General features: G+C 61.2%; 21 protein-coding genes. 14 read left to right on the top strand and 7 right to left on the bottom strand.

Annotation, left to right across the window (positions count from 1 at the left end):
- Positions 1–3: 3 nt before the first annotated feature.
- Complete coding sequence (locus tag ACYCZ5_RS08890) at positions 4–333, bottom strand: hypothetical protein (RefSeq protein ID WP_461544440.1); 330 nt, start codon at positions 331–333, stop codon at positions 4–6.
- 396 nt (positions 334–729) lie between these two features.
- Here ACYCZ5_RS08890 and ACYCZ5_RS08885 point away from each other — a divergent pair, with 396 nt between their 5' ends.
- On the top strand, positions 730–1,326 hold the full coding sequence (locus tag ACYCZ5_RS08885) for a cation diffusion facilitator family transporter (RefSeq protein WP_461544439.1): 597 nt from the start codon (positions 730–732) through the stop codon (positions 1,324–1,326).
- A gap of 9 nt (positions 1,327–1,335) precedes the next feature.
- On the opposite strand, the gene ACYCZ5_RS08880 is transcribed toward ACYCZ5_RS08885, so the two are convergent.
- From ACYCZ5_RS08880 to nifL, 6 genes are all read right to left on the bottom strand, one after another.
- On the bottom strand, positions 1,336–1,563 hold the full coding sequence (locus ACYCZ5_RS08880; RefSeq protein ID WP_461544438.1) for a hypothetical protein: 228 nt from the start codon (positions 1,561–1,563) through the stop codon (positions 1,336–1,338).
- On the bottom strand, positions 1,560–1,865 hold the full coding sequence (locus ACYCZ5_RS08875) for a DUF6156 family protein (RefSeq protein WP_461544437.1): 306 nt from the start codon (positions 1,863–1,865) through the stop codon (positions 1,560–1,562). The genes ACYCZ5_RS08880 and ACYCZ5_RS08875 overlap by 4 nt, the downstream gene beginning before the upstream one ends.
- 2 nt (positions 1,866–1,867) lie before the next feature.
- Positions 1,868–2,086, bottom strand: a complete 219-nt coding sequence (locus tag ACYCZ5_RS08870; protein ID WP_461544436.1) for a Nif11-like leader peptide family natural product precursor — start codon at positions 2,084–2,086, stop codon at positions 1,868–1,870.
- Positions 2,087–2,202: 116 nt separating this feature from the next.
- Positions 2,203–4,392, bottom strand: coding sequence for an EAL domain-containing protein (locus ACYCZ5_RS08865; RefSeq protein WP_461544435.1), 2,190 nt, complete (start codon positions 4,390–4,392; stop codon positions 2,203–2,205).
- A 2-nt stretch (positions 4,393–4,394) separates the two neighbouring features.
- Entirely contained in the window at positions 4,395–5,930 is a 1,536-nt protein-coding gene (nifA, locus tag ACYCZ5_RS08860; RefSeq protein WP_461544434.1) for a nif-specific transcriptional activator NifA, read from the bottom strand.
- Entirely contained in the window at positions 5,923–7,467 is a 1,545-nt protein-coding gene (gene nifL / locus ACYCZ5_RS08855; RefSeq protein ID WP_461544433.1) for a nitrogen fixation negative regulator NifL, read from the bottom strand. The genes nifA and nifL overlap by 8 nt, the downstream gene beginning before the upstream one ends.
- A 256-nt stretch (positions 7,468–7,723) precedes the next feature.
- Between nifL and rsxA the strand changes: the two genes are divergently transcribed.
- From rsxA to ACYCZ5_RS08790, 13 genes are all read left to right on the top strand, one after another.
- The gene (rsxA, locus tag ACYCZ5_RS08850; RefSeq protein ID WP_461544432.1) at positions 7,724–8,305 is read left to right on the top strand and encodes an electron transport complex subunit RsxA; all 582 of its coding nucleotides are present in this window, start codon (positions 7,724–7,726) and stop codon (positions 8,303–8,305) included.
- Between the two features lie 10 nt (positions 8,306–8,315).
- On the top strand, positions 8,316–8,855 hold the full coding sequence (locus tag ACYCZ5_RS08845) for an RnfABCDGE type electron transport complex subunit B (protein WP_461544431.1): 540 nt from the start codon (positions 8,316–8,318) through the stop codon (positions 8,853–8,855).
- The gene (gene rsxC / locus ACYCZ5_RS08840; protein ID WP_461544430.1) at positions 8,852–10,345 is read left to right on the top strand and encodes an electron transport complex subunit RsxC; all 1,494 of its coding nucleotides are present in this window, start codon (positions 8,852–8,854) and stop codon (positions 10,343–10,345) included. Before ACYCZ5_RS08845 ends, rsxC begins: the two co-directional genes overlap by 4 nt.
- Complete coding sequence (locus ACYCZ5_RS08835; protein WP_461544429.1) at positions 10,342–11,409, top strand: RnfABCDGE type electron transport complex subunit D; 1,068 nt, start codon at positions 10,342–10,344, stop codon at positions 11,407–11,409. The genes rsxC and ACYCZ5_RS08835 overlap by 4 nt, the downstream gene beginning before the upstream one ends.
- Positions 11,409–12,029, top strand: coding sequence for an electron transport complex subunit RsxG (rsxG, locus tag ACYCZ5_RS08830; RefSeq protein ID WP_461544428.1), 621 nt, complete (start codon positions 11,409–11,411; stop codon positions 12,027–12,029). The genes ACYCZ5_RS08835 and rsxG overlap by 1 nt, the downstream gene beginning before the upstream one ends.
- Positions 12,026–12,706 carry an electron transport complex subunit E gene (locus ACYCZ5_RS08825; protein ID WP_461544427.1) on the top strand — a complete coding sequence of 227 codons (681 nt, stop codon included), beginning with the start codon at positions 12,026–12,028 and terminating at the stop codon, positions 12,704–12,706. The genes rsxG and ACYCZ5_RS08825 overlap by 4 nt, the downstream gene beginning before the upstream one ends.
- Position 12,707: 1 nt before the next feature.
- Positions 12,708–12,989 (top strand): RnfH family protein, encoded by a 282-nt coding sequence (locus ACYCZ5_RS08820; protein WP_461544426.1) that lies wholly within the window; start codon positions 12,708–12,710, stop codon positions 12,987–12,989.
- 38 nt (positions 12,990–13,027) lie between these two features.
- Complete coding sequence (locus ACYCZ5_RS08815; RefSeq protein WP_461544425.1) at positions 13,028–13,585, top strand: hypothetical protein; 558 nt, start codon at positions 13,028–13,030, stop codon at positions 13,583–13,585.
- Positions 13,586–13,590: 5 nt separating this feature from the next.
- Positions 13,591–14,133, top strand: a complete 543-nt coding sequence (locus ACYCZ5_RS08810) for a flavodoxin (protein WP_461544424.1) — start codon at positions 13,591–13,593, stop codon at positions 14,131–14,133.
- On the top strand, positions 14,130–14,471 hold the full coding sequence (locus ACYCZ5_RS08805) for a hypothetical protein (protein ID WP_461544423.1): 342 nt from the start codon (positions 14,130–14,132) through the stop codon (positions 14,469–14,471). The genes ACYCZ5_RS08810 and ACYCZ5_RS08805 overlap by 4 nt, the downstream gene beginning before the upstream one ends.
- Before the next feature lie 65 nt (positions 14,472–14,536).
- On the top strand, positions 14,537–15,985 hold the full coding sequence (locus ACYCZ5_RS08800; protein ID WP_461544422.1) for a circularly permuted type 2 ATP-grasp protein: 1,449 nt from the start codon (positions 14,537–14,539) through the stop codon (positions 15,983–15,985).
- On the top strand, positions 15,982–16,974 hold the full coding sequence (locus ACYCZ5_RS08795) for an alpha-E domain-containing protein (RefSeq protein WP_461544421.1): 993 nt from the start codon (positions 15,982–15,984) through the stop codon (positions 16,972–16,974). The genes ACYCZ5_RS08800 and ACYCZ5_RS08795 overlap by 4 nt, the downstream gene beginning before the upstream one ends.
- A gap of 81 nt (positions 16,975–17,055) precedes the next feature.
- Positions 17,056–17,784, top strand: a complete 729-nt coding sequence (locus tag ACYCZ5_RS08790; RefSeq protein ID WP_461544420.1) for a peptidase — start codon at positions 17,056–17,058, stop codon at positions 17,782–17,784.
- The last annotated feature ends 215 nt before the right edge of the window (positions 17,785–17,999 follow it).

Below are 17,999 nucleotides of genomic sequence, written 5' to 3'. Positions count from 1 at the left end.
CCTTCACGCCTGCCACACGCCAAACCCCGCACTGCGCAGGTCGATGCCGACCTCGACTTCCTTGTCGCAGGCATCGTCGTAGTCCATCGGGTTGAAGCCTTCGTACAGGTCGGGCAGCAGGCGCAGGCCGTATTGCTTCACATAGCGGTTGGACTGGATGCCGGCCTTGTGTTTGTCGAAGCGGATGTCGGGGTCGAGGCCGGTCATGCCCACATAGACGCAGGGCTTGCCTGTCACATAGTCAGGATTGCATTTCTTGAATTTGCTCTCGTACAGCACGTCCTTCGACAGTTCGATCACATAGACGTGGTAATGCTTGCGGCGGGATGACATGCCGCGACTTTAGCGGAGTCGCGCCCGGATCGCCAGGCAATAAAAACGCCCCGGCACTTGCGCGCCGGGGCGTTCGGGTTCGTGGCGTCAGAGGGAGGCGCTGATGGATGTGAATGTCGGCAGCGCGACGATGAAAGAGACAACGCTGGCGATGACCCAACGAACGAACCTTGCCACACCTTCATATGCTTTTTTCATTTGATACCTCTTTAGTTAACGCAATGGTGCCCGCACGATGCGGACGTGCTTCAGAGTGCAATACTTGAGGAAAGTTCCCGGATATTTCCCCAGGCACGTCAGGGCTGTTCTTTACGCCGACTTGCGCCGGGGCCAGGAATGCGCCAGATTCCGCTAATCGGATGACAGGAGCGGGTGATGGCGGGTTGCGGATGTGAGATGGAAGCAAGGAACGAGCAGGAGCGGCGCACGCTGCGCATCGTGCTGGGCATTAATGCCGTCATGTTTATGTTCGAGATCGTGCTCGGCTGGCTGGCGCAGTCCACCGGGCTCATCGCCGATTCGCTCGATATGCTGGCGGATGCGCTGGTGTATGCCATCAGCCTGTACGCGGTGGGGCGTGCGGATGAGCTGAAGGATCGCGCGGCGCGACTGAGCGGCATGCTGCAGATCGGGCTGGCCGTGCTGGTGCTGGTCGATGTGCTGCGGCGATTTTTGTACGGCAGCGAACCGGTGAGCCTGCTGATGATGGGCGTGGGCACCGTCGCGCTGGTCGCGAACAGCATCTGTCTCGTGCTCATCGCCCGCCACCGCGACGGTGGGGTGCATATGCGCGCTTCGCTGATCTTCTCCGCCAACGATGTGATCGCCAACCTCGGCGTGATCGTCTCGGGCGGCCTGGTGTGGTTGTTGGGCAGCCGCTACCCGGACCTGTTCATCGGCTTCGTCATCGCGGGACTGGTGTTGTACGGCGGCATCCGCATCCTGCGCGAGGTCGCCGCGCATCGTATGGCACCTGCGCGCTGCTCGAAATAGCAGGCAGATTCAGGAGGGTGCACCGCGCCGGTGGCGCACCTTCTTCACCAGCTTGTCCGCCACATGGGCGGCGAACTCATCCACATTGTCGTAGCCTTGCTGCAGGGCGAATTCCGCCAGCGCGTCGATCAGTGCGCGCGTCTGTTCGATCTCGGCGAAGCTGCGATCACAGGTGAGGCAGCGTGCACCGTCGTCGCGGCAGGCGGTCTTGCCTTTGCAGGGCGTAAAGACGCTCACGCCGCGTTGCCTTGTGCATCGAACACCAGCAGCGTGGTCTCGCCGTCGATGTCGGTGATCTCGGCACCGCTCAATTTGCCGTTGTCGTGATAGCTGTAGCGGTGTGACATCTCGATCTCGCTGTAGGCGTATTTGTCGAAGCCGAGCAGGCGGTCGCCGTCGAAGAAGCCGCAGAAGAAGGTGTTGCGGTTCTGTATCTCATGCGGCTCCAGCTCGTTGACCAGTTTGAACGGCATCTTGATGCCGGTGTAGGTGACGAAGTAACGCTTCGTTCCTTGCGGTTCGGTATCGGTGCCGCTCATGCTCAGGCCCGCAGCAGCGCCTTGGCCATGCGCTCGGACAATTGGTCGGCGGTGAATTGCGGTTCGTTGGGCGGATACAGTTCGTCTTCGATGAAGTCGAAACCGTTCGCTTGTGCCAGTGCGATCACTTCGCGCACTTTCATGCAGGCTGCTAGTTGTTCTTTGAGGGCGGCGTCGCTGCGTGCCTTGTCGGAAAAATCCTTGATGTTCTTGATTGCCATGTTTGTCTCTTTTTTTGGAGTAAACGAAACAACGGGCTGCACTGCACCCCGTATTTGTCAGCCAAAACCTGTCGGTTCCGGCCTTATGCGGGATAGCAGCAATAAGCGTGCCGCTACTATTTGAGGTGACAAAGGCGTTCGAATTCGGCCAGCGGCACCGGCTTGCCGAACAGATAACCCTGGTAGCGGTTGCAACCGTACTGGCGCAGGAAGGCGAGCTGGTCGTCCGTCTCCACGCCTTCGGCGATGATGTCCAGACCGAAGTTGTTGGCGATGCTGATGATGGTGCGCACCATCACGCTGTTGCTCTTGTCGGTCGCGATGTCGCGCACGAACGACTGGTCGATCTTCAGTTGTTCCAGCGGCAGGCGTTTGAGATACGACAAGGATGAATAGCCGGTGCCGAAATCGTCCATGGCGAAGCGGATGCCGATGGCGCGTAGTTCCTGCATCTTGGCGATGGCATCCTCCACATCGTCGAGGATGAAACTCTCGGTCAGTTCCAGCTTCAGTCGGGAAGGGCGGATGCCGTAGGATTCCAGCGTGTCTTTCACCTTGTCCACGAACCATGTCTGGCTCAACTGGCGCGGACTGACGTTGATCGACAACACGAGGTGGCGCATCGCGGCATCCATCTCCCAGCGTCTGAGCATCATGCAAGCCTGTTCGATCACCCAGTCGCCGATGGGCAGGATCATGCCCATCTCTTCCGCCAGCGGGATGAATTCGGCGGGCGACACCATGCCGCGCTGCGGATGGTTCCAGCGGATCAGCGCTTCGGCGCCGATGATGCGCGCGCTGTCGTCCACCTGCATCTGGTAATAGAGTTCAAGCTGGTCGCGGCGCACCGAAGCGCGCAAGTCTTTTTCCAGCTCCGCGCGCAGCTCCATCTCGGTCTGCATCGCGGGATCGAAGAAGCACACGCGGTTGCGGCCGCTGGATTTGGCCTGATACATGGCAAGGTCGGCCTGCTTCAACACTTCGTCGATGCTGTTCTGGTGGCCGCGGAACAGGCTCACCCCCATGCTGGGCGAGCTGTTGTGTTCGACGGTGTGCAACTGGTAGGGCTGGCTCAGTTCGTTGCGTATCTTCTCGGCGATGGTCTCCGCCTGATTGGCGGCTTCCTTCTCCACGCCGCTCAGCGATTCCAGTGCCACCACGAATTCGTCTCCGCCTAGCCGCGCCACGGTGTCGCCCTCGCGCACGTTGCGCGTGAGGCGCGCCGCTACCTCGCGCAAAAGTTCGTCGCCCACATCGTGACCCTGTGTGTCGTTCAGCGTCTTGAAATTGTCCAGATCGATGAACATCACCGCGCCGTGCTTGCCGCTGCGCGCGCTGATCGACATGCTTTGCAGCAGGCGTTCCTGCAGCAGACGGCGGTTGGGCAACTGCGTCAGTGCATCGTAGAAGGCGAGGCGATGGATCTCTTCCTCCGACTGTTTGCGGAGGGTGATGTCCTGCACCATGCATAGCACCACGCGCTCCTCGCCCATCTGCGCCAGCGAGAGGTCTGCGGTGAATGCGCGCGCTTGTCCGGAGATGAGCAGGCCGAAGCCCAGATCGTGTTGGTGCTCCTGCAACTTGATCACCTTTGCCGCCGCCTCATCCAGTTCCGGCACGCCGAGGAAACCGCCGGGCGTGCAGTCGCGCCAGGCGTCGTCACCGGGCAAATCGAACATCTTCAGCACCGCATTGTTCAGCAGGCGGATGCGGCCGGCGGTATCCAGCACGATGAAGCCGATCGGCATGTTGCTCACGATCTGTTCGGTATAGCTGCGCGCCAGCATCAGCGCCTTGTGTTCGGCGTGGAAGTAGGTGTCCAGCGCCAGCCCCATGTCGAAGAACACCACCTTGAGCAACGCGCTGCAGGCCTGGTGGCCGCGCTGCGGGTCATCGCGATAATGTGCCAGCAGGCGCGGTGTCGCCTCGCCCAGATATTTGCAGTAGGCGCTCATGTACCACTTGGGCGTCAAGCCCACACGCTGATGTGCCACGCCCACATGCAGGCGGTTCTCGACATAGCCGGCGTCGTAGCTGCCTTGCGTCAGTTGATCGAAGTAATCCATCTGCGCCCGCTTGAGTCTTTCCAATCTGGACTCGTCACCTAGCAGCGGGCGTATCTCGGGGAACTGCAACAGGTGCCGGTAGAAGACTTCGATCAGTTCATCGCGATGCGTCGCCAGCACGGCATGTACTTCGCGCAGCGATGCCGCATCGTCCGTGTCCAGCGACAGGAAGGCCTGCCGTTGCGCGATCTCGGCATCGTCGATACCGATCTCCTGCATCAGGGATGAGATTGCCTGCATGCTCAGATCTGCTTGACCTTGATGTTCAGCGTCTGGATGCGATAGGCGATCTGGCGCGGCGTCATGTCGAGCAGGCGCGCGGCCTTGGCCTGCACCCAGCCGGCCTGTTCCAGCGCGGCGATGACGCGTTCGCGCTCATCCAGATGCGGGTCGTCCAGATCGACGTTCTGCACCGGGCCGCGCGAGGCACTGATCTTCTCGTCGATGCCGGTGAGCAGGATTGCGTCGCGGTCTATGGTGTCGCCCTCGGTCATCACCGAGGCGCGCTCCAGACAGTTCTCCAGCTCGCGCACATTGCCCGGCCAGTCGTGATGCATCAGCACGCGCAGCGCGGCTTCGGTCAGCCCCAGCGTGCGGCCTTGCTGCTGGCTGACTTTGTCCACCAGGAAGCGCGCGATGTCGGGGATATCCTCCATGCGCTCACGCAGCGGCGGCAGTGTCAGCGGCATCACGTTCAGGCGGTAATACAAGTCCTCGCGGAAGCGCCCCCTCTCCACCTCGGCCTCCAGATCGCGGTGCGTGGCGGCTACCACGCGCACATCGACCTTGATGGTCTTGGTGCCGCCCACGCGTTCCAGTTCACCTTCCTGCAGCACGCGCAGCAGCTTGGCCTGGAACGAGGCGGAGATCTCGCCGATCTCGTCGAGGAACACGGTGCCGCCCTCGGCTTGTTCGAAGCGCCCCTTGCGTTGCGCCACCGCGCCGGTGAACGCGCCTTTCTCATGGCCGAACAATTCCGACTCAAGCAAGGTCTCGGGCAGCGCCGCGCAATTCAGTTTTACAAAGCTGCCGCGCGCGCGCGGCGAGTTGTAATGGATGGCGTTGGCAATCAACTCTTTACCGGTGCCGGTCTCGCCGCGGATCAGCACGGTGGTGTTCCACTTCGCCACCAGTCGCACCTGTTCGAAGATGCGGCGCATCGCCTGTGTGTGACCGATGATGTTGTCGAAACCGTATTGCGCGCGCACGGTGCGGCGCAGGCCGTCGCGTTCCTCGGCAATCTCCTGTTTCTCCTGTGCCACTTCCTGCGACAGGCGCACGCTCTGGCCGATCAGGTTGGCCACCATCTCCAGGAAATGGCGATACTCGTCCAGTTGGTAGGCCATGCCTATGGCCGGTTGTGCTGCCAGTACACCGACCACCTTCTTGCCGATGCGAATCGGCACGCCGACGAACGCGCCCTGCGGGTTGTAGATGCCCATGCGCGACAGGAAGCGCGGCTCGTCCATGATGCAGTCGACCATGATGCTGTTGCCGGTCTTGAGGATGGTGCCCACCACGCCCTCGCCGGGCAGGTAGCTCACTTCCTCGGTGACGGTGTCGGACACGCCGTACACCAGCGACACCTGCAACTCGCCGGTGGCGGCGTCGATCAGGCTGACCATGCCACGGTCCAGCGCCACACCTTCGTGCAGTGCGTTCAGCACGCCGTCCAGCGTCTGTTTGAAGTTGAGCGAATGCGACAGCACGCGGCTCACCTGATAAAGCGTCTCCAGTTCGGCGCGCAGCAGATCGAGTTCCGAGCGTGGATCAATCATGGCTACCCCCCTTCGTCAGTGGCAATTGCACGCGCATGCGGCAACCACTGTGATAGTCGGGATCGATGTCCAGCGTGCCGCCGTGGCGGCTCACTACTTCTTGTGCCATGGCAAGTCCGAGTCCGAGGTGCTGTTTGCCGGCACCCTTGGTGGTGAAGAATGGTTGGAACACGGTGTAGCGCTGCTCGTCAGGTACGCCGGGGCCGCTGTCCTCCACGGTCACTTCCAGATGGTCTGCGTGCACGGTGCAGGCGATGCGCAATTCGCGCGTGCCGCCGCGCCGTTCGTTCATCGCCTCGATGGCGTTCGCCACCAGATGCTTGAACAGATTGGTCAGTTGCGCGGGATGCGCCGCCAGCGTGGCTGACTGCGCCGCAGGCGACCATTCCACCACGATGCCTGCGCTGAGCAGCTTGGCGGTAGCGAGCTTCAGCACATCCACCAGCACGTCGTTGATGTCTATCAGTTGCAGGGTCTCATCGTCGTTGTCGGGGATGCAAGCGCGCAAGGTCTCCAGCGCCTCGCGGCTCTTGTTGATAGCTTCTTCCAGCGCGCTGGAAGAGAGGTCTCCGGAACCATTGGTGGCGCCTTGGCTGGACAAGCGACGCTCCAGCATGGACGTGGCGGTACTCAGCATATTGAGCGGGCCTTCCAGTTGGAACACCGCACCGGCCAGCGTCTCGCGCAGTCCCTGTATGCGTTCCTGTTCTGCCAGCAATGCGCGCAGGCTGTTGATGCGCAGGTCTTCCTGCTGGCGTTTCAGTTCGCTGATGTCCTGGATGGTGAGCAACAGATAGTGACGGCGGGTAGGCTCATAGAAAGCGTCGGCACCGACATCCTGTTCCTCGAACCATGACACTGCGCAGGAGAACCAGCGCGTGGTCTTCTTCTGTGTCTCGATCTGCACTTCGCGTGCGGCGATGTTGCGATGCTTCTGGTAGGCCGTCGTGAATGCATCGCCCATCTGCGCGCGCAATGCGGCGATCAGGCGCGCCGCCGGCTCATTTCCCAGATCGCCGATCAGCTTCTTGTATTCCTGATTGTCGAGCAGCACATGTTCCTGCTCGTCCAGCAGCACGATAGCGACCTGCGCCGCATCCACCACCGACTCGATCAATGTCTTCTGGTTCTGCACCTGGCGTTCCAGCCGGTGCACCTCTGTCACATCGCGCTGCATGCCGAGGAAGTGCGTGGTCTCGCCCTGATCGTTCACCACCGGCGTGATGGTCACGTCGGCCAGATAGCGGCTGCCATCCTTGCGTTTGTTCACCAGCAATCCATTCCACGGACGCTGGCGTTGTATCTGCGCCCACAGTGTCTCGTACACCAGCTTGGGCGTGACGCGGTAAGACAGGATGGATTCGTTGTGGCCGACGATCTCGTCCTGCCCGTAGCCGGTGATGCGCGAGAACGCATTGTTGGCATAGAGGATGTTGGCGCGCGCGTCGGTGATCGAGATCGCCAGCGCAGCCTGTGCGACGGCCTGTCTGAACAGGTGGGTCGGCAGATTCTCCGGTGGCTGTATCGGGTCGGACATATGGACTCCAAATTGAATGACATCACACATTCAGCAATAAGCATGCCCGACTCTTTTTGTTTTGCGCTCAACGCCGCAGTCATTGGGCGGATTGTTGTGTTTGCTACATCGGTGCATGGGCGAACCCGACAACGACAAGGGTTTTTCGCACCGCGCTGGTGCGGGTATCGCCCAAATGCCTGATTCCGTGCACACCCTTTCGGTGCGCAGCGGTTGGCACGGCGCTTGCAGAGTAGGGCACAGGAGAACGAACGCGATGTCTGAGATATTTCTACTGTTATTGGGCACGGCACTGGTGAACAACGTGGTGCTGGTGAAGTTTTTGGGACTGTGTCCGTTCATGGGCGTGTCCCGGAAGATGGATGGTGCGCTCGGCATGGGTATGGCGACCACCTTCGTACTCACCTTCGCCACTGCCGCGAGCTGGATGCTGGAGCATTGGCTGTTGCAGCCGCTGGGTATCCAGTATCTGCGCATCCTCGCGTTCATCCTCACCATCGCGGCGACCGTGCAGTTCACCGAGATGGCGATCCGCAAATTCAGTCCCGGCCTGTATCAGGTGCTGGGCATCTACCTGCCGCTGATCACCACCAACTGCGCGGTGCTTGGCGTGGCGCTGCTCAACGTGCAGGAGAAGAACGGTTTCATGCACAGCCTTCTATATGGCTTCGGTTCCGCGCTCGGCTTCACGCTGGTGATGCTGTTGTTCACCGGTCTGCGTGTGCGCCTGTCACTGGCGCAAGTACCCGCTGCCTTCGCCGGTGCGCCCATCGGTTTTGTGGTCGCCGGATTGCTGTCGCTGGCGTTCATGGGGTTCGCGGGTTTGGCTTCTCATTAAGGAAAGTGAAATGCTTGTAGCCGCCATCGTTAGTTTGACTGTTCTCGGCACCGTGCTCGGCCTGCTGCTCGGTCTGGCCGCGCGCTATCTGCGCGTGGAAGGCAATCCGATCATCGCCGAGATCGAGCAGATGTTGCCCGGCTCGCAATGTGGCCAGTGCGGCTATCCCGGTTGCACCGGTGCGGCACAGGCGCTGGCGGAAGGCAGTGCGCCGGTCACTTTGTGTCCGCCGGGCGGTGTGGCGCTGGTGCAGGCGCTGGCGAACAAGCTGGGCGTGGAAGCCGATCTGTCCGGCGTGGAAGACAAAGGCCCGCAGGTGGCCGAAGTGAAGGAAGAGATCTGTATCGGCTGTACGCGCTGTTTCAAGGTGTGCCCCACCGACGCCATCATGGGCGCGGCGCAGCAGATCCACGTGGTGTTCCGCGAAGCGTGCACCGCGTGCAGCAAATGCGTGGACGTGTGCCCGACCGAGGCGTTGTCGCTGCAAGCCGTGCCGGTCACGTTGCAGTCGTGGTACTGGCACAAGCCGAAGCTGGCGGCCGCATCATGAAGCTGTTCGATAAGCTATTCTCCGGCATGCGCGGCGGCGTGCACCCCGAGGGCCGCAAAGACCTGTCGGCGGCGCGCGGCATCCGTGTATTGCCGTTGCCACAGAAATTGTTCGTACCCTTGCAGCAACACATCGGCGCGCCGGCCATACCGGTGGTCAATGTGGGTGAACGCGTGCTGAAGGGGCAGCTCATCGCCGCCGCGCAGGGCAACGTCTCCGCCCCGGTGCATGCGCCGACATCCGGCATCATCGTTGCGCTGGGCGACCATGTCGCACCGCATCCTTCCGGCTTGCCGGTGCCGACCTTTACGCTGGCCTGCGACGGGCTGGATGAGTGGGTTGCACTGCAAGCATGCGACGATCCGTTCGCACTGGAAGCGGAAGACATCTCCGCACGCGTGGCGGCGGCGGGCATCGTCGGGCTGGGCGGCGCGACCTTTCCTTCCGCGCTGAAGCTCAATCTCAGTCGCGGTGTGCAGACGCTGATCATCAACGGCGGCGAGTGCGAACCCTATCTCACCTGCGACGACCGCATCATGCGTGAGCGCGCCACGGCCATCGTCGAAGGTATCAGCCTGATCGCGCAGGCCGTCGCAGCCAAAGAGGTCATCGTCGGCATCGAAGACAACAAGCCGGAAGCCATCGAAGCGATGCGCGGTGCGGCGCGCGCTTCTTCGATGAAAGTTGTCGCCATGCCCAGCATGTATCCCATGGGTTCTGAGAAACAGATCATCCAGGTGCTCACCGGGCAGGAGATCCCCGCCGGAGGTCGACCGGCAGACATCGGCGTGCTGGTGCACAACGTCGCCACCGCATTCGCCGTGCATCAGGCGATCCGTTACGGCAAACCGCTCATCTCGCGCGTGGTCACGGTCAGCGGGGGTGCAATCAAGTCTCCCGGTAATGTCGAAGCGCTGGTCGGTACGCCGGTGCAGGAACTGGTCGATTTCGCGGGCGGCTACGCGCGACCGGCGACACGCATGGTGCTGGGCGGCCCGATGATGGGCCAGCACATCAGCAATACCGCCATCCCGGTGGTGAAAGGCAGCAGCGGCATCCTCGCACTGACATCTGACGAGATCGGGCACGACGAAGCTTCGCCGTGCATCCGTTGTTCCACCTGTGTGCGCGCATGTCCGGTCGGCCTGTTGCCGCTGGAGATGGCAGCGCACATCCGCGGCTCAGACTTGAGCGGCGCGGTCGATCTGGGCCTCAAGGATTGCATTGCCTGCGGCTCCTGTTCCTATGTCTGTCCGGCACATATCCCGCTGGTGCATTACTTCAACTACGCCAAGGGTGACCTCGCCGCGCAGGAGCGCAGCAAGCTGAAACAGGAAGCCACCAAGAAACTGGCCGATGCGCGCAGCGAGCGCATCGCGCGCGTCGAACGCGAACGCGCCGAGATGATGGCAAAACGCAAAGCGGCGCGCGAAGCGAAGGAACGCGCCACGAAAGAAGCTGCGGCGAAAGCGGCCGAGGAGACTGCATGAACCCCATCGCCCATTCCCCCCACGCGCATGCGCCGAGTTCCATCGGAAAAGTGATGCTCACCGTGATGCTGGCGCTCAGTCCGGCCACGCTGTTCGGTTTCTGGCTGTACGGCTGGCCGGCCATCAATCTGTGGGCGGTGGCGATCATCGCTGCCATCCTCGGCGAAGCTTTCGTCATCCGCATCCAGCAGCGTGCCGTGCGTCCGGTCATCATGGACGGCTCCGGCATCCTCACCGCCTGGTTGCTGTCCCTGTCGTTGCCGCCGTATGCGCCGTGGTGGATCGCGGTGCTGGGCAGTCTGTTCGCGGTCATCGTCGGCAAGCAGATATTCGGCGGGCTGGGTCAGAACGTGTTCAACCCGGCGATGGCCGCGCGCGTCATGCTGCTGATCTCGTTCCCGCTGGAGATGACCACTTGGGGCGCGCCGTCGCCGCTCAGCTCGCCGAACGGACTGAATCTGCTCGAAGGCTTGCGCGTCACCTTCTTGTCGCAACCCATAGATGGCATGTCCAGCGCGTCTCTGCTCGGCCATGTGAAGACGGAATTCACACGCGGCATCGGGCTGGATCAGGCGCTCGCCGGTCACTACGTGCCGCTGGATGCGCTGGCGGGTCTGCGCACCGGCAGTCTGGGAGAGACCGCTGCCTTGCTGTTGCTGCTCGGCGGCATGGTCCTCATCGCGCGTCGCATCATCACCTGGCATGCACCGGTCGCCATGTTGCTCGGCGTGGCCGTGCCCGCGCTGATCTTCAGTCTCATCGACGGCAACCATTACGCCGGTCCGCTGGTGCATCTGTTGTCCGGCGGCGTGATGCTGGCCGCGTTCTTCATCGTCACCGATCCGGTCACCTCGCCCAACACGGCACTGGGGCAATTCATCTTCGGCCTCGGCTGCGGTCTGCTCACTTGGGTCATCCGTACCTGGGGCGGTTATCCGGAAGGCGTGGCCTTCGCTGTGTTGCTGATGAACGCCGCCACGCCGCTGATCGATCAATACGTGAAGCCGCGCATCTACGGTAGAGACCGCAAGGGCGCGGCATTACCCGCGAAGAAGGGGGCGTGATGAAACTTGCAGAACTGCGCGCCAAACTTGGGTATCAGGCATCGCTGCTGGGCAGCGTGGCGCTGCTCACCAGTGCGGCGCTGGCTTTCGCCTCGCTGATCACCGGGCCGGATATCAAGGCGGCGGAAGAAGCCGATCTGAAGGCTTCGCTGACCCAGGTATTGCCGGGCAGCTACGACAATGAGTTGCTGAAAGATACCGTCACCTTGCACAGCGAAGAAGGCGAAGTGCTGGTCTGGCGCGCGCGTAACAAGGGCAAGGTGGAGGCAGTGGTGTACCGCGTCACTGGCTACGGTTACTCCGGTGCAATCGTATGCGTGATGGGCGTGTCGCGCGAAGGCAAGGTGCTCGGCGTGCGCGTCATCAAACATGCCGAGACGCCGGGCCTGGGCGACAAGATCGAGCCGGACAAGGCGAACTGGATATACGGCTTCGACGGCAAGTGGCTGGGCGAACCGCCCGAAGATAAATGGGCGGTGAAGAAGGATGGCGGCGTGTTCGACCAGTTCGCCGGCGCCACCATCACGCCGCGCGCGGTGGTGAAAGCGGTGAAGGGCGGCTTGCAGTTCTTCGAGGCGAACAAGTCAGCTTTGCTCGACGAAGCGGGAGGTGTGAGATGAACGAGAAATACGGCCGTATCACCCGCGAAGGGCTGTGGGACAACAACGTGGTGTTCGCGCAGATGCTGGCGCTGTGCCCGCTGCTGGCGGTGACCAGCACGGCCACCAATGGACTGGGCATGGGGCTGGCGAGTACGGCCGTGCTGCTGCTGTCCAACATCATCGTCTCCAGCGTGCGTCACCTGATCAGCCCCGAAGTGCGCATCCCGGTCTACATCGTGCTGATCGCCACGCTGGTGACGCTGGTCGACATGAGTCTCAACGCATGGGCGCACGAGCTGTACAAAGTGCTGGGATTGTTCATCGCGCTGATCGTGGTGAACTGCGCCATCCTCGGCCGCGCCGAATCGTTCGCGTCCAAGAACACGGTAGCGGATGCGGCACTGGACGGTTTGATGATGGGCATGGGTTTCACGCTGGCGCTGGTGGCGTTGGGCGGCGTGCGCGAGATACTGGGCAGCGGCACGCTGTTCGCCAACGCGCATCTGTTACTGGGCCCTGCGTTCGCATTCCTGGAGACGACCATCGTGCCGGACTACAAGGGCTTCCTGCTGATGATCCTGCCGCCGGGGGGATTCATGGCCTTGGGTTTCCTGTTGGCTGCCAAGCGCGTGTTCGACCTCCGCCGTGCCGAACGTGCTGAAGCTGTGGCCGCAGTTGCGGGTCAGGGGGCTTGAGATGCAAGTCGGCATCGCTTACTCCGAACCCGTCAACCAACTCTGGCTGCGTATCGAAGTGCCGGAGGAGGCCACCGTGCAGCTCGCCATCGAGCAGTCCGGCATCCTCAAGAAATTCCCGCACATCGACCTGGCTGCATACAAGGTCGGCATCTTCGGAAAGATGGCCGAGCTGGATGACAAGCTCAAGCCGGGCGACCGAATCGAAATCTATCGTGCCATCACTGCCGATCCTGCGACCGTACCGCGAAGAGTATTCGCCAGTGAAGACGACGATGAGTAAGCCATTTTTTCTTTAACCAACCATCAGGAAACATAACCATGCTATTCGATATCTACGAAACCAAAGGCCTGCTGTTCAACATGAACTTCAAGGAGACAGACGGCAACTACGCCGGCTATCGCGGCGACCTCGTGCTGGAACTGGGCGAAGCCGGCGACGCATCGGGGCACCGCAAGCCACCCGTATCCACCATCAAGAACACTGTGGTGTTGGCTGAAGGCGACAAGATCAAGCTGTACGTCGGTAGCCTGGACGACCTCGCGCTGTTGCCAAAGGTGCTTGCCTACTATCAGGCGGACTTCGCTGCCGATGTGAAGATCATCCTGTTCGTGGTGAACATCGCCAAGCCGCTGGTCATCGAGACAGCTGGTTTGAGTATCGCCACTATCTCCATGCAGGAAGGTTTGATCTGGAACGAACTGATCGACCTCGCCGCGCTGGAAAAGGGCGACTTCAAAGGCCAGTCTCCGACCACCAAGATCGCTACCGTGTACAAGGCGCTGTCCGACTACAAACCCAAGGGTGATGTGGTGTCGTTAGAAGAAGCGCTGACACGCACAGTTGAGCTGTCACGCGCGGGTCGTGGTCCGGTCTAAGCCTTATGCCGAGGATAGGACTCTTCTTCGCCAGCAGCACCGGCAACACCCGGCGCATCGCCAAGGCCATCAAGAAGCGATTTGACGATGAGACGATGGCCGAGGCGCTGAACGTCAACAAGGCGACGCCGGAGTTGTTCGGCAGTTACCAGCAACTCATCCTTGGCACCTCGACATTGGGGGCGGGGGCGTTGCCGGGGCTGTCCACCGACTGTATGGGCGGTGGCTGGGAAGAGTTCCTGCCGCAGATTGAGCATCTTGATTTCAGCGGCAAGACCATCGCCCTGTACGGGCTGGGCGACCAGAACAAATACGCGGAGGAGTTCGTCGATGCGATGGGCATCCTGTATGAGTTCTTCAAAGCACGCGGTGCAAGTTTCGCAGGTAGCTGGCCGGCCGATGAATACGCGTTCATCGCATCCAAAGCACTGGTCGACGATGACTTCGTCGGCCTCGCGCTGGATCAGGAGAACCAGAAACTTTTGACCGATGCGCGCGTGGAAGCCTGGCTGAAACAGATAGCGCCCGCGTTCGGATTGCCGTTATGAGCAAGAAGCGCGCTGCCATGTTCCGCAGCCTGCGTGCGAAGCATCGCCAGCAGGCGATGATCGTTGGCGTGGTCGGTTACACCGCCGAGACATGGGCACAGGTGAAGGCCACGGCTACCGACCCGCAATGTTTCGAAGAGACATTCGAAAGATGGAAGGATGTCGCCGTCTCCGCGCGGCGAGAGTTCCAGCGTTCCGGCGTGCAAGCAGTGGAGTATCAGATAGAGCCGCAAGTGTTCGCCGCATGGTGTGTGCAGCAACAGCAGCAGAACGATTCAAAAGCGCGCGCCGAGTTCGTGTCGGAGAAGCTGGGGGAGTTATACGGACAGTCTGCCTGAGTCGGCGAAGCAGGCTGGCACGCTATTCGCTTGATGCATTGTAAGGAAACCGACAGTGCACAGATATGGAACTCGCCAGAGACGAATACGCAACACACATTGCCTACGATGAATTGCTGGATCGCGCGCTGCAACCGCGCGCGGCGGCACAACCCTTGTTCGACTATCTGAACTCGCTGCACGACGGCGAGTTGGCCAAGCGGCAGCAGGCGGTGGATGCCACCATCATGGCGATGGGCATCACCTTCACGGTGTACAGCGAGGCGGGCAACATCGACCGCGTATGGCCGTTCGATCCCATCCCGCGCGTGATGGGACGCAGGGAATGGGAGTCCATCCAGGCCGGACTCAAGCAACGCCTGCGCGCGCTCAATCTGTTCATCAACGATCTGTATAACGAACAGCGCATCATCAAGGATGGTGTGTTCCCGGCCGAAGTGCTGGAAGGTTCGGGCAACTTCCGTCCGCAGTGCGTGGGCATCACGCCCCGCTTTGGCGTGTGGGCGCACATCTGCGGCACCGACTTGGTGCGCGACAAGGACGGCACCGTGTATGTGCTGGAAGACAATCTGCGCGTGCCGTCCGGCGTCTCCTACATGCTGGAGAACCGCCAGGTCATGAAGCGCATCTTCCCCGAGGTGTTCCGCACCACCAATATTTTGCCGGTGGACGATTACCCCGCGCGGCTCTATCAGATGCTGGCCTCGCTCTCGCCGCGCGAGGGTGAGCAGCCGGTGATAGCGGTGCTCACGCCCGGCATCTACAACTCCGCTTATTTCGAACACAGCTATCTGGCGCAGCAGATGGGCGCATATCTGGTGGAAGGCAGCGACATGGTGGTCGGCGCGGACGACATCGTCTACATGAAGACCATCACCGGTCTGCAGCGCGTGGATGTGATCTATCGCCGTATCGACGACGCCTTCCTCGATCCCGAAGTGTTCAATCCCGATTCGGTGTTGGGCACGCCGGGGCTGATGCGCGCCTGGCGCAAGGGCAATGTCGGCATCGCCAATGCGCCCGGTGCGGGGGTGGCGGACGACAAGGTGGTGTACGCCTTCGTGCCGCAGATCATCAAATATTATCTGGACGAAGAACCCATCCTGGCCAACGTACCCAGCTATCTGTGCATGATCGAAGAACAGCGCGACTATGTGCTGGCGAATCTGGACAAGCTGGTGGTGAAACCGGCCAACGAATCCGGCGGCTACGGCATGCTGATCGGCCCGCGTGCCACGCAGGAAGAGCGCGACAAGTTTGCCGAACTGATACGCAACGATCCGCGCAACTACATGGCTCAGCCCACGTTGGAGATATCCACCGCGCCGACACTGGTGGACGGCAAGCTCGCGCCGCGCCACCTCGACTTGCGGCCTTTCGTGCTGCAGTCCGACCAGCTGTATGCCACCACCGGCGGCCTCACGCGCGTGGCCATGCGCAAGGGTTCGCTGGTGGTCAATTCCTCGCAGGGCGGCGGCAGCAAGGACACCTGGATCGTGGAGGACGCAGCATGATGCTCGCCCGCGTTGCAGAGAACCTTTACTGGATGGCGCGCAATCTGGAGCGTGCCGAGAACACCGCGCGTCTGATCAATAGCACCACACATGTGCTGCTCGACCTGCCGCATGGTGCCACCTTTGGTTGGGCCAATCTGGCCGAGATCGCCGGTCTGGACGATCTGTTCGCCAAGACCTATCCCGAAGCGAACGAAGAATCCATCATGCGCTTTCTAATCGAGGATGAAGCGAACCCCAGCTCCATCTTCGCCTGTGTGAAATATGCCCGCGAGAACACCCGCACCCTGCGCGAAGTGTTGCCCGCCGAGATGTGGGAGCGCATCAACAGTCTTTATCTGTATGTGCGCCAGAATGCACAGGCTGCCTGCCGCAACCGGCGCGAGCGCTACATGGTGTTGAACGAGGTCATCCAGCAGCGTCACGCCATCGTCGGTCTGTTCTCCGGCACCATGCCGCACGACGATGCCTACCAGCTGATCAAGCTCGGGCGCAACATCGAGCGCGCCGACATGACCACGCGCATCCTCGACCTGCATTCCGCCATCAGCTTCCCGGAAGACAGCGTGGTGCGCGAAGCGCTGGTGGAGCGCATCTGGATGAGCACGCTCGAATCGCTGTCCGCCTACCAGACTTACCGGCGGCTGGTCGCCATGCATGTGCGCAGCAACGATGCCGTGCGCTTCCTGCTGCAGGACATGCGCTTCCCGCGCAGCGTGTCGCATTGTCTGAACGAGATGGAGACCTGTTTCAGGCTGATGCCGAAGTCGCAGCAGTTGCAGCAGCTCACCGCCTTGCTGCGGCTCAAGATCGCGCAGCACCCCACTGCCGATCTGGATGCGGTGGCGCTGCACGAATACATCGATCTGTTGCAGCAGCAGTTGGGCGAGATACACGATGCGCTGTTGCAGAACTATTTCCATGCCTGGCAGGACGGTGTCCCGCCCTCCGCACAGGCGCAGGGCGAGATGGTGTTTGCCCAGCAGTGAAAGCGCGTGTTAGTGTTGCGCGCCCGATAGACGTGTCGCCGTTGCACGGCGCCTTACTCAACCAGAAATGATCGCATCCCTATGACATATTGCCTGGCCATCAACACCGACGAAGGCGTGGTGTTCTGTTCCGATTCGCGCACCAATGCGGGATTCGACAACATCTCCACCTACACCAAGATGCATTCCTTCGTGTGGCCGGGCGAGCGCACCTTCGTGTTGTTGTCGGCGGGCAATCTGGCCACCACGCAGGCCGTGGTGAAGCGCCTGTGGAGCGACATCGAGGAAGCGGCAACGGTCAATCTGCGCAGTGTGCCCAACATGCTCGCCGCCTCCGATTACATCGCCAGTATCAGCGCCGCTGTGCAGAAACAGCATGCCGAGCGCGATACCGCTAACACCAATTTCGAAGCCACCTTCATATTCGGCGGTCAGGTCGGCAATGGCAAACCCGAGACACTGCTCATCTACCCGCAGGGCAACTACATCCACGAATCGGACGACCATCCCTTCCTGCAGATCGGCGAAGTCAAATACGGCAAGCCCATCCTCGACCGCATCATCAAACGCAACACGCCGCTGGAACACGCCGCGCGTTGTGCACTGGTGTCGATGAACTCCACCACGCGCAGCAACCTCACCGTCGGCCCGCCCATCGACCTGCTCATCTACCGCAAAGGCGCGCTCGATTTCGGCCAGCGCATGACGCTCACCGAGAACGACCCCTTCGCCAAGCAACTCTCGGAAGTGTGGAATCAGGGGCTGGTGCAGGCGCTGGAAGGTTTGCCGCATTTCCCCTGGGAGTCCTGAGCTCCACTCACAGCAGGAACGAAGTGGGGAGTCGCGAAGATACCTGGATCACCAGCGAACACATCATGAACGGCTAAGATCTGACTGGCGTATAACCTTGGTCTGTGCTCGGGAATTTGACACTTCAGACATGGACAAATACACGCCCTCTGTATAAGGTGCAGGTGCGATACCTGAGTAACGTCACTGTTGCGCAAACAATCGAATTAAAAAAA

Source organism: Sideroxydans sp., from assembly GCF_054604835.1.
This window is presented reverse-complemented; position numbering and strand designations above follow the sequence as displayed.